An 11,705-nucleotide genomic window follows, 5' to 3' on the forward strand; every position below is an offset into this window, starting at 1 on the left:
ATGTCGCAGGAGGTGACAGAATGAAGAAAAAATCTTCTAAACAAAAAAGAAAATTTCCCCCTTTATATCTGCCCATGTACGGAATTAACAACTGGTGTAGTATTCGGGCTGCAGCGATAGAAGAACTGGAAGAACAAGAGTCATCAAAAAAAAGCAAAGTAAAACCAACATATGTCTCTTTAGAAAATGCTGTGATGAGCCGCATAATCGATCGCAGAAAAATAAAGATGCAACAAAAAAATAAACAGCTCTCAAATCAAGATGAACAGGTAATACATTCTAATCAAACAGAAGAAAAGACGGAAGAAAATATTTCTGTAGCAATAAATAAAAAAGTGGAACCAGAAATTCCAGCTGCTATTATAAACAAAGTAAAAAAAATAAAAGAGGCATTGGCTTCATCGAATGATATACAAACTGAAAAACCACTCATAATTGAGACACCTACACCTGAAAATACAAAAGTTAAAAGGGGCGGCCGATATGCATATGCGGAAGGGCTTCACTCTCATGCGGAGGGCATGGCAGCACATGCGGAAGGCTTATTAACACACGCAAAAGGTTCTTTCTCTCATGCAGAGGGATCAAACTCAAAAGCAACTGGACATAGTTCGCATAGTGAGGGAAGTGAAACGACAGCAGGCGGAGCTTATTCTCATGCAGAGGGTAAACAGACGATTGCTTTAGGCGAAGCAGCACACGCAGAAGGAACCGCAACTATCGCTAACGGATCCTCTTCTCATGCGGAAGGTCATCATACATCAACAGCTCATTTTGCAGGTAGCCATATTATGGGGCGCTTCGGCACTGCAGAAGAAGCTTATTCTTGGTTTATTGCAAATGGTGTAAGCGACACCGACCATAATATCGGGGCTAAATGGCTTGCCCATAATGGAGAAATGTACATTGAGGGTGCGTCTTACAATGCAAGTGGAACGGATTTTGCACAAATGTTTGAAACCGAAGATCATAAACCTATTGATGTCGGTTATTTCGTTACATTTAGTAGCGAAGAAAAAATTCGGATAGCTACTTCACACGACTCGTTCATTTTAGGAATATCTAGTGCAACCCCTGCCCTTATAGGAAATAGCGGGGCTTTAAGTTGGGAAAAACGTTATAAAACAGATAACTTTGGAAAACGCCAATATGTATGGACGGAAACCGAAGAAATACAACCTCTTTTAAATACAGAATGGGATCCAACTCGCAAATATGTAGCAAGAAAAGATCGCGCCGAGTGGCTTCCTGTTGGATTAATTGGACAAATGTTAGTACGTGATGACGGAACTTGCGAAGCACATGGATTTTGTCTTCCAAATGACAATGGCATTGCTACAAAAGCCGAAAGTGGATTTTTCGTTATAAAGCGTACGGGTGAAAACCAAATTTTAATATTATTCCGCTAAGAAAAAAAGGAACAAAATTCTTTATAATATAAGAATTTTGTTCCCTTTTTAAGTATGCCGCAACACTTCTTGCATATCGCTTGGAAGCTTTATAGTGAAAGACATCTCTTTCTCTAAAATAGGATGATAAAACGTCAAAGATTTACTATGAAGTGCTTGCCGCTTCATTTCATCCCTTCTCCCTCCATATAAGCTATCACCAAGTAATGGATGTCCTATATGAGCCATATGCACACGAATTTGATGCGTTCTTCCTGTCTCAAGCTCAAGCGCTACATGTGTCTTATGATATGTACTATCAATTACTTTAAAATGAGTAACTGCCCTTTGTCCATCCTCACAAACCATTCGCTCAATAATGCTATCAGATTTTCGACCAATTGGTGCATCAATCATTCCTTCTCGTTCTACAATCTTTCCGTGAACAATTGCTTCATACGTTCGTTTCACAGCTTTTTGTTGATGCTGCTTCGATAAAAGATGATGCACGAAACGATTTTTTGCAATAAGCATAAGCCCCGAAGTATCACGATCTAAACGTGTTACGATGTGCACTGTACTTGCAAGATGCTGCTTATCATAATGAGATAACAGCGCATTGGCAACACTTCCTGCCGGATGTTCTCTAGACGGAATCGTTGACATATTCGCCTCTTTATTAATGATAAGAACCGCGTCATCTTCATATATAATGCATAAAGGAATATCTTCTGCCATCATCCCTTCACTTCTTTCCTCCACTGGAAAAAAGACACGTAATTCTTCACCAGCACGCAACTGATGACGAACACTCGCATGTTGACCATTTACTTCAATTGCTCCGCCATGAAACTTTATATCCGTTAAAGCGGCTTTAGAAATACCTTTCGTTTTCAAAAATTCCCTAACTAAAGTTCCCTCTTCAGCCGGCCCTATATCCCATTTCAATGTAAATCTGTTCAAATATATAACCCTTTCTATTTATCTGCAACAAACGAGTCACGAACTCGTTTCCAGAACGGGAATGGGCGGAAACGAACAAATCGTACTTTCTCGTTTGCGACGCGATACTGGATTGATTTCACATCTTGATGAACCATCGTTAAGTGATCCACTGTAATTTGTAAGTTCATTCCTGCAGCTGGCTTTAACACACATGTATGATGCTTCGGCAATACGAGTGGTGATCCTACAGTACGAAATACACGATTGTTAATGGACGCCATTTCTGCAATTTGAATCGCTTCAATAGATGGGTGAATAATTGCTCCGCCAAGCGCTTTATTATATGCGGTACTTCCTGAAGGAGTAGAGATACAAAGGCCATCTCCGCGGAATGTTTCAAAATATTCTCCGCGTATTTCTACTTCTGTTACTAATGTACCTTCTGCACTTTTTACAGTCGCCTCATTCATCGCTAAATACTGTGACTCTTTACTTCCATTCACATAGCGAATAATAACTTCTAAAAGCGGATATTCCACCACTTGGAATGGTGTTTTCGCAATCGCAATTACTAATTTCTCTACTTCTGTCGGTAACCAATCTGCATAGAAACCTAGATGTCCTGTATGTACACCAACAAATGCTGTTTCATCCAATCGATTATAATAACGATGAAACGCATATAAAAGCGTTCCATCTCCCCCAACAGAAATTACAATATCGGGTTCCTTTTCATCCATTATAAATCCAAAATCTAGCAAGTACTCTTTCATCGTGCTTGCCAGTGTATCTGATGATTGATCTCCCTTTGACATAATTGTAAATTTCATCGCCCAACACCCTTTAGTTTATGATTCGGAATCTTTCGTTTCTTGCTTTCTTGAAAAAGCCTTTTGCGCTTCTTGAATTTCAAGACGAATAGAAGACATTTCTTCATCTAATAAAAACGCCGCTTCAGCTGCACGTTGCAATCGTATTTTAATATCTTCAGGAAAACGTCCACTATATTTATAATTTAAAGAATGCTCAATTGTTGCCCAAAAGTTCATTGCTAGCGTGCGTATTTGGATTTCTACCAATACTTTTTTTTCACCTTGAATCGTTTGAACAGGATAACTAATGACAACATGATAAGAACGATAACCGCTATCTTTCTTTTGCGTGACATAATCACGTTCTTCCACGATTTCAAAGTCATTTCGTTTTCGAAGATATTCTACAACAGGCTTAATCTCATCAACAAATTGACACATCATTCTAAGCCCAGCAATATCCTGCATATCTTCTCTCAATCGGTCTAGCGGTACATTTCTCTTCTCCGCTTTATCAATAATACTTGCAACCGACTTTACCCTTCCTGTTACAAACTCAATTGGAGAATGCTCTGTTAACATTGCAAATTGAGTACGCATTCCTTTTAGTTTCACTTTTAGCTCTGCCACCGCTTGGTGGTAAGGTGCTAAAAATTCTTCCCAATTTCGATTCATTTCAACCACCACCAAAATCAATCCATTTGCTTATAGAAATACTTTTTCTACAGCAGTTACTAATTCTTCTCCGTAATTTGCATTACCTTCAATATTTTCAACTAAATATTCTACTTCTTCTTTTAATCCTTCTAATTCCATTTCAATGTCATTCACGCGAACGAACATAACCACATCGTTATTCATCGCTTCATGCATTGCTTCCCAGCATGTGTGCGGAATACTTACATAAATGAAAGATGATTCATTTTCTAAGATATATAAAAATGATAAATTGTCTGAGTCTACAAGTACGTGATTACGCGCACTTAACTCCTTTACCTCTATTTCACTATTTTCCGCACAAAAAATAAGAGCATTCTCTCTCTTTTCTACGCTCTTAACTTGGATTTTATTTTGCATGCTCTAACTCCTCCATCTCAACTTCCTGTCTTACTTAACAGTATTATTGTATCATAACATGGACGCAAACAAATAAAACATTGAACCAAATTTATGAAAAAGCGATAATGTGTAAAGAATTATTTTTCAAAAGGAGATTATACAATGACACAAGAAATTGAAATTGAATTCAAAAATATCGTTACAAAAGAAGAATTCGATACATTATGTAAATCGTTTTCTATTGAAGCATTTACAAAACAAGTGAATCACTACTTTGAAACACCTGACTTCTCGTTAAAAGAAGCTGGCTCTGCACTTCGTATTCGTCATAAAGGAGAAACTTATACGTTAACGTTGAAACAACCTGCAGAAATCGGTTTATTAGAAACGCATCAAGTCGTAACAGAAGACGAAGCAAAAATGATGATGGAAACAAACACAATCATTCAAGGAGCAGTAGTAGATCAATTACACAAATTACAAATTCCTGTTTCTGCTTTAACATATATGGGTAGTTTAACAACAGAAAGAGCAGAAACATTATTTAAAGGCGGAACGCTTGTCTTTGATCATAGTTTCTATTACAATCACGATGATTATGAAATTGAATTTGAAGTGCAAGATGAAGAAACAGGAAAAGCTGCATTTATTCATTTATTAACGCAACATAACATACCTGTTCGCCATACAAATAACAAAGTAAAACGCTTTTTCCTTGCCAAACAAAAAAAAGCACGCTAAAGTGAAAATTCCACTAGTGAATATGTTTCACTAGTGGATACATCTCACTAAAAAAGTTTACACCCGTAGAATAAGCAAAGAATCTTTGAGAAAGCTGTTTATTTGCCCTCTCGAACATTCCATTGCTACAATAGATATACATTTCATGGAAAAAGGAGTTTATAAAGGATGAGCAAGCAACCGATGACACCATTTGAAGCAATTGGCGGTGAACAATGCATTGCAATATTAGTAGATACATTTTATTCCTATGTCAGTAAACACCCTGACTTATCTCCCATCTTCCCGGAAGATTTAACAGAAACCGCTAGGAAGCAGAAGCAATTTTTAACACAATATTTAGGTGGTCCTAATTTGTACACTGAAGAACATGGTCATCCTATGTTAAGAGCACGCCATCTTCCGTTTGAGATTACTCCAAAACGAGCAGAGGCTTGGCTATCATGTATGGAGCAAGCAATGGATGATACTGGAGTTCATGGTCATATAAGAGAGTTTGTTTTTGAACGTTTAGCATTAACCGCTCAGCATATGGTTAATACTCCAAACGAAACAGGTGAAGTGTAATGGATAAGCAGGAAGCAAAGCATATAAATATGCCATCTCCTTCCGCATGCGAGCATAAGTCTGTAGAAGCATATTTATTTATTGATCCACTTTGTAAAGATTGCTGGGAAATTGAGCCTTTTATTATTAAACTATGGCTTGAATACGGGAAATACTTCTCTATTCGTCATATCGTAACAGGAAAAGTGGATGGAACGAACGCTTCCTCACACAAATGGAATAAACCTGCTAATATTCGATTTGTGTGGGAAAAGACAACCAGTTTACAAGGTTTTTCATGTGATGGAAAGGTACATATGCAAGAAGCATCGTCAACACCATATTTAGTTTCGATGGCAATTAAGGCAGCGGAGTTGCAAGGCCGAAAAGCAGGTTCGAAGTTTTTGCGAAAACTCCAAGAATACATTTTCCTTGAAAATGTATCAAACCCTGACTGCGAACTATTACTTGCATGTGCGAAAGATAGCAATATTGATGTAGAAGAATTTAAAAAAGATCTACATTCTGCTAGTGCAAAAAAAGCTTTCCAATGTGACTTGAAATTCACAAATGAAATGCATATTACAGAAATACCTTCCCTCGTCTTTTTTCATGCGAACTCAGATGAAGAAGGTATTAAAATCGCTGGAAATTATTCCTACGATGTATACGTACAATTATTGAAAGAACTTGTAAAATGTGAAATTGAGCCAGAACCATTACCACCTTTAGAAGTGTTACTAGAAGCAACACAATTTATATCTTCAAAAGAAGTAGCATTTATTTATGATTGTCCGCAACAAGAAATTGAACGCGAACTAAAAAAATTACAACTGAAACGAAAAGTACAAATGATAGAAGTAAAATGCGAACGTTATTGGAAATGGATAGCAAAAGAAAAAGACCTGGTGTAAACACCAGGTCTTTTTCTTTACGGCTTATAAAAATATTAAAGGGGATGGGAGAAATTTTCACGTTCAAACAAAGGGGTATATGTTTGTATGTGAATTCGTTCACGCTTATTATATTACAAGATTCGACGTCAGATGACAACCCCTTTTGTCGAATTTCACACTTTTGTCACATTCTAAACGTTTTCATTTTTGAATAAGCTATAAAAAAGGTCATTTAGGGGGTTTATTTATGAAAAAATCTTATATTGCTCTTCTCTTTCTAGCTGTCATCGTTTCTTTTTTCTTGTACATCCTCTCTCTACTACAAGCTTTTCCTAAAATTATTGCCTTACCTCTTTTATTTGGAATCATCGTTATCACTCTCTCTTATTTCAATTATAAAAAACGATTCAAAGGGTTTTAATTTTAAAAATCAGTCGTAAAACTATCCTTTCAGTTAAAAAAACAAAGAAATTCACCTTTCTTTCCGACAAATATCGACATTGAATCTATTCAACAAAAAGACGAGGATACAATCCCTCGTCTTTTTTCATTACTTTTCTTCAAATAATAATGCTTCTAATTCATTTAATTTCTCTTCAAATACTTGTAGTGCCTCTTTTACTGGTTCAGGAGATGCCATATCTACTCCTGCTTTTTTCAGCACTTCAATTGGATAATCAGAGCTTCCTGCTTTTAAGAACTCGTTAATATAACGTTCTACTGCTGGTTGTCCTTCTTCTAAAATCTGTTTAGATAGAGCTGTCGCTGCACTAAATCCTGTTGCATATTGATATACGTAATAGTTGTAGTAGAAGTGTGGAATACGAGACCATTCTAAACCAATCTCTTCGTCGATTACTAAAGCGTCACCGAAATATTTCTTATTTAAATCATAGTAAATTTCCGTTAACATGTCTGGCGTAACAGCATGTCCTTCTTGTACTTTCTTATGAATAATATGTTCAAACTCTGCAAACATCGTTTGACGGAATACAGTACCACGGAACCCTTCTAAATAATGATTTAATAAATATAGACGCTCTTTCTTATCTTCTGTCGTTTTTAATAAATAATCATTTAGAAGCGCTTCATTACAAGTAGATGCCACTTCTGCTACGAAGATGGAATAATCACCATATACGTGCGGTTGTGTTTTTCTTGTATAGTAACTATGCACCGAATGACCAAACTCATGAGCAAGTGTAAATAAATTATTTACATTATCATGCCAGTTCATTAAAATATACGGATTTGTTCCATATGCACCAGATGAATATGCCCCGCTTCGTTTTCCTTTATTCTCATACACATCTACCCAGCGATTTTCATATGCCTCTTTCAAAATATCAACATATTCATCACCAAGTACGTTTAAAGATTTTAATAAAAGGTCTTGCGCTTCTTCGTATTTCACATTCATTTTCACTTCTGGTACAAGTGGTGTATATAAATCATACATATGAAGCTCATCAAGTCCTAGTGCACGCTTACGAATATCGATGTAACGGTGTAATAAATGTAAGTTGTCATTTACTGTTTCAACGAGTTGATCGTATACTGCTTCCGGAATATTATTATTGCTCAGTGCAGCTTGGCGAGCAGAATCATATTTACGAACACGCGCATTGAAATTATTACGTTTTACTGCTCCGCTTAACGTACTTGCGAATGTGTTTTTAAATTTTCCGTACGTTTCATATACAGCTTTAAATGCATCTTTGCGAACACGAGGATCATCACTTTCTAAAAACTGAATGTAACGGCCATGTGTAATTTCTATTTCTTCTCCGTCTTCCCCTTTAATAGATGGGAATTTTAAATCCGCGTTATTCAACATACCGAATGTATTGCTTGATGAACTCATTACTTCAGATGCTTCCGCTAATAAAGCTTCCTCAGCTTCTGATAATACGTGCGGGCGTTGACGTGTAATTTCTTCTAATGCATGTTCATATACACTTAAATCTCTATTTTCCTTCAAGAATGTTTGCAGTGTATCTTCTGAAATCGATAAAATTTCAGGCACAATATACGCTGTGCTACTAGATACTTGTGAATATAAATTTGTTGCACGATCATTTAATGCTTGATATACAGAGTTTGTTGTATCTTGATCGTAACGCATATGAGCATATGTATATAACTTACCTAATCGCATTGATATTTCATCTTCATATTGCAATGCCTCAAGTAAATTGTCCGCAGAGTCACCAAGTTTCCCTTTAAATTCAGTTAACTTCGGTAATAGCTCTTTAATAGCTTGGAATTCTTTTTCCCATTCTGCATCCGTTTGGAAAATATCTTCTAATCGCCACGTACTTGCTTCTTCAATCTCGTTGCGATCTGGTAATGCTTTCGCTTTGTTTTGTTCAGACATTCTTTAAGCCCTCCTTTAAATATCTCTACTTAAGTACAATTCGTTTTTTTCTTATGTAATTCCTTCACAATCATTCTTTATTATATCCGCTTTTCCTCCTCTCATGTTAAAATTTGCCTCAAATAAAGATAGCGCATGTATTAAGCAAATCTCATCATGTTTCATAATTTCCTCCTCTGTTTTTAATATCACGGCATCCCTTATTTTTCGGTACGTATAAGTTCCCACTTTACGTAAAACACCTATATAGCATAAAAATGTCATATATTCAGTAACTGCCATTTTCCATATGTGCTGCGAAAAGTACGGAAGTATCCGCCTTTTCGTATACCTTTTTACATAACTACACACGTATTGAAGAGAAATACACTCTCCCACTGCAAGCTCCCCTATACACTTCATATATAGAAAAGCTTGCCATATAAATGGGTTTGTTTGAAAAGCAAATGCAGAAGGGAGTGGAACACCAATTTCAGAAGGAAAGCTCGCTGGGGTACATTTAAATTGATATAAGAGGCGTAATAATGACTTATAATTATAATTCCAAATCGGTAAGGCATTTTGGCGAAAGTTTTTCTTTCTCTTCTTCCACTCTTCACCCAATCTTTCTTTCCCGAAAGGAACAGGAGAAAAAAGCATTTCAAAAGTAGTCGCATCAGTTGGTAAATATATAGTATGTGAGAAAAAAACATTTGTAGAAAAGGGAGTGACAAATGCACATTTCATAAATGATTTTTGTTTCGGACAGAAGAAAATAAGAAGTGGCTGAGGATAAGATTGTAAGGAGAAAGCCATAAGTGAGGAAAATTTCATCCAATATGCAGATTGCTTTTTCAATTGATTTCCACCAACGATCCAAATGACCTGTATACCAGCTTGCCAATACGAATATGTTCTTTTGTACAGCTGCTCTATAGCGAGGTTTGCACATTGGTATTCAATTGCAATTTTTCTACCCGCCCTCTCTACAAAAACATCTGGTCGTTGCTTAATTTCTGGGAGGTAGTACTCTATATCCACCTGAAAGTTTTGACGTTTGAACCATCTATATAACAATTCTTTACCATGCATATGATACTTTGATTCCGCTTCATAAAAGGCAAGACATGAATCCACTTTTTTATGAGCAAAATGCCAACTTTTTTGTTTCCCTAATTTCATTTGCACTTCCTTTCCGCAAGCTACACAAAAGAATCGTTCTTGTTGACGCATACGGCGCAAAAGCTCTTCATTACAATTATAGAGTAAATGAATTTTTTCACCGTTTTCTCTTTTAGCGATAAATATCGTAATCACACCCTTTCAGCTCCTTATATTCTACAATTTGTTACAAATTCCTTTTAAAAAAGAGATGTCCCAATTTCGGACATCTCTTTTTATAATAAAGGTGATAATAATCGGTACGTTGATTCAACAATTCGTCTATGAAGACGTCTTTTATGAAAATGATCACCATGAATTTCACTTGATTCTTCTAAATCATCTTTAAAGTCTTGAACAAGTTTTCGAATGCTATCTGTATCATATAAAAAGGCATTTACTTCAAAATTCAAATGAAAACTTCTCATATCCATATTAGCTGTCCCAATTGAAGCTAAATCAGAATCAACGATGACAATTTTACTATGAAGAAAACCTTTTTCGTATTCATATATCTTTACTCCTGCATCTAAAAGCTCTGGGAAGTACGATCTCGATGCGTAAAAGACAGTACGCTTATCCGGTTTACTCGGCATTAATAAACGAACATCAATACCAGCAAGTGCAGCAACCTTTAATGCGGATAAAATATCATCATCCGGAATAAAATACGGCGTTGCAATCCAAATAGATTTCCGAGCAGAAGCGATCATTGCGAAATATAAATGCTTAATCGTTTCCCACTTATTATCGGGGCCACCTGCAACTAGCTGCACTCCTCCCCAATGATCACCCTCAACTGCTTTTGCTTGTAAATATTCAGGGGCTAGCACAGCCTCTCCAGTCATATAAAACCAGTCTTGAAGGAAAATAAGTTGTAAACTTTGAACCGCTTCACCACGTAAATACAAATGCGTATCTCGCCAAAAGCCAAAATATTTATTTTTCCCTAAATACTCATCACCGATATTTAATCCGCCTACAAACCCTTCGTTCCCATCAATCACAACAATTTTCCTATGATTTCGATAATTAATCTTATCGTTTAAAATCGGAAAGCGCACAGGAAAGAATGGAATCATTTCTACACCTGCATCGTTTAATTCTTCAATATACGATTTCGATAACTTAAAACTTCCAACCGCATCATATAAAAAGCGAACAACAACGCCTTCTTTCGATTTTTGTATTAAAATATCTTTAATTTCTGTTCCTAATTTATCATCACGCACAATGTAATATTCCATATGAATGTGATGTTTCGCTCGTTTTAACCCATTTAAAATAGCCCGAAACGTTTCATCTCCATTTGTTAATGTCCTCGTTTCAGTTTGAAATGAAATATTTAAAGCTCCTAATCGATCCGCTAAACGAAATAACAGTTCTTGATGCTTATGATTGCGTAAAATTCGTTCTTCGTAATCTTCATGCCCTTTATATTGTAAAAACGCCTGTTCATCAAGTAACGCCTTCTTTTGGAACATTCTTTTTCTTCGAAAATTTTGTCCGAATAATAAATAAGCAAAGAAACCAAATACCGGAAAAATTCCTAAAACAATTAACCATGTAAGTGTTTTAGATGGATGTCGATTTTCTAAGAAAATAACGCAACCAATTAAAAACGCAGATACTGTAAATAAAATACTAATAATACCTAAAATCGAAACATCTTTTATCCCAATCACATCTGAATAAAATGCTACATCAATAAACATACGTAACGAAACAAATAATGCGAACAATAGCAGTATAAAGAAAATCAGCTTTAACGTATTTTTCATCTCTTACCTCCTAACTAAGA

Annotated in this window: 12 protein-coding genes; 5 read left to right on the plus strand and 7 right to left on the minus strand. The window is 36.0% G+C overall.

Annotation, left to right across the window (positions count from 1 at the left end; translation table 11 throughout):
* Nucleotides 1-20 precede the first annotated feature (20 nt).
* Nucleotides 21-1,409: a peptidase G2 autoproteolytic cleavage domain-containing protein gene (locus BLT20_RS01795; RefSeq protein ID WP_000730518.1), complete on the plus strand. Its 1,389-nt coding sequence runs from the start codon at nucleotides 21-23 to the stop codon at nucleotides 1,407-1,409.
* 48 nt (nucleotides 1,410-1,457) lie between these two features.
* Here the strand turns inward: BLT20_RS01795 and BLT20_RS01800 are convergent, their stop codons facing one another.
* Genes BLT20_RS01800 through BLT20_RS01815 form a run of 4 tightly spaced genes read right to left on the minus strand, consistent with a single transcriptional unit; the run spans nucleotide 1,458 to nucleotide 4,222 of the window.
* Entirely contained in the window at nucleotides 1,458-2,351 is an 894-nt protein-coding gene (locus BLT20_RS01800) for an RluA family pseudouridine synthase (protein ID WP_001079134.1), read from the minus strand.
* 14 nt (nucleotides 2,352-2,365) lie between these two features.
* Nucleotides 2,366-3,163: an NAD kinase gene (locus tag BLT20_RS01805; protein WP_000673190.1), complete on the minus strand. Its 798-nt coding sequence runs from the start codon at nucleotides 3,161-3,163 to the stop codon at nucleotides 2,366-2,368.
* A gap of 18 nt (nucleotides 3,164-3,181) precedes the next feature.
* Nucleotides 3,182-3,820, minus strand: a complete 639-nt coding sequence (locus BLT20_RS01810; RefSeq protein WP_001081480.1) for a GTP diphosphokinase — start codon at nucleotides 3,818-3,820, stop codon at nucleotides 3,182-3,184.
* A 30-nt stretch (nucleotides 3,821-3,850) separates the two neighbouring features.
* On the minus strand, nucleotides 3,851-4,222 hold the full coding sequence (locus tag BLT20_RS01815; RefSeq protein ID WP_001180003.1) for a UPF0738 family protein: 372 nt from the start codon (nucleotides 4,220-4,222) through the stop codon (nucleotides 3,851-3,853).
* Between the two features lie 144 nt (nucleotides 4,223-4,366).
* Here BLT20_RS01815 and BLT20_RS01820 point away from each other — a divergent pair, with 144 nt between their 5' ends.
* The 4 genes from BLT20_RS01820 to BLT20_RS30410 all read left to right on the plus strand — a co-directional run bounded on the left by BLT20_RS01820 (nucleotide 4,367) and on the right by BLT20_RS30410 (nucleotide 6,808).
* A complete protein-coding gene (locus BLT20_RS01820) occupies nucleotides 4,367-4,945 on the plus strand; it encodes a CYTH domain-containing protein (protein WP_000191121.1) in 579 nt (192 codons plus the stop codon).
* A 168-nt stretch (nucleotides 4,946-5,113) separates the two neighbouring features.
* Nucleotides 5,114-5,512, plus strand: coding sequence for a globin domain-containing protein (locus BLT20_RS01825; RefSeq protein WP_000043386.1), 399 nt, complete (start codon nucleotides 5,114-5,116; stop codon nucleotides 5,510-5,512).
* Nucleotides 5,512-6,405 (plus strand): ClpXP adapter SpxH family protein, encoded by an 894-nt coding sequence (locus tag BLT20_RS01830; protein ID WP_000360645.1) that lies wholly within the window; start codon nucleotides 5,512-5,514, stop codon nucleotides 6,403-6,405. The genes BLT20_RS01825 and BLT20_RS01830 overlap by 1 nt, the downstream gene beginning before the upstream one ends.
* 229 nt (nucleotides 6,406-6,634) lie before the next feature.
* Nucleotides 6,635-6,808, plus strand: a complete 174-nt coding sequence (locus BLT20_RS30410) for a hypothetical protein (RefSeq protein WP_000750355.1) — start codon at nucleotides 6,635-6,637, stop codon at nucleotides 6,806-6,808.
* 129 nt (nucleotides 6,809-6,937) lie between these two features.
* Here BLT20_RS30410 and pepF read toward each other — a convergent pair whose 3' ends face one another.
* The 3 genes from pepF to BLT20_RS01850 all read right to left on the minus strand — a co-directional run bounded on the left by pepF (nucleotide 6,938) and on the right by BLT20_RS01850 (nucleotide 11,685).
* The gene (pepF, locus tag BLT20_RS01840) at nucleotides 6,938-8,764 is read right to left on the minus strand and encodes an oligoendopeptidase F (protein ID WP_000003348.1); all 1,827 of its coding nucleotides are present in this window, start codon (nucleotides 8,762-8,764) and stop codon (nucleotides 6,938-6,940) included.
* 51 nt (nucleotides 8,765-8,815) lie between these two features.
* Nucleotides 8,816-10,060, minus strand: coding sequence for a competence protein CoiA (locus tag BLT20_RS01845; RefSeq protein ID WP_000628314.1), 1,245 nt, complete (start codon nucleotides 10,058-10,060; stop codon nucleotides 8,816-8,818).
* 80 nt (nucleotides 10,061-10,140) lie between these two features.
* A complete protein-coding gene (locus BLT20_RS01850; RefSeq protein ID WP_000799194.1) occupies nucleotides 10,141-11,685 on the minus strand; it encodes a cardiolipin synthase in 1,545 nt (514 codons plus the stop codon).
* Nucleotides 11,686-11,705 lie beyond the last annotated feature (20 nt).

This window comes from Bacillus sp. cl96 (assembly GCF_900100505.1).
GTDB classification, from domain to species: Bacteria; Bacillota; Bacilli; order Bacillales; family Bacillaceae_G; genus Bacillus_A; species Bacillus_A cereus.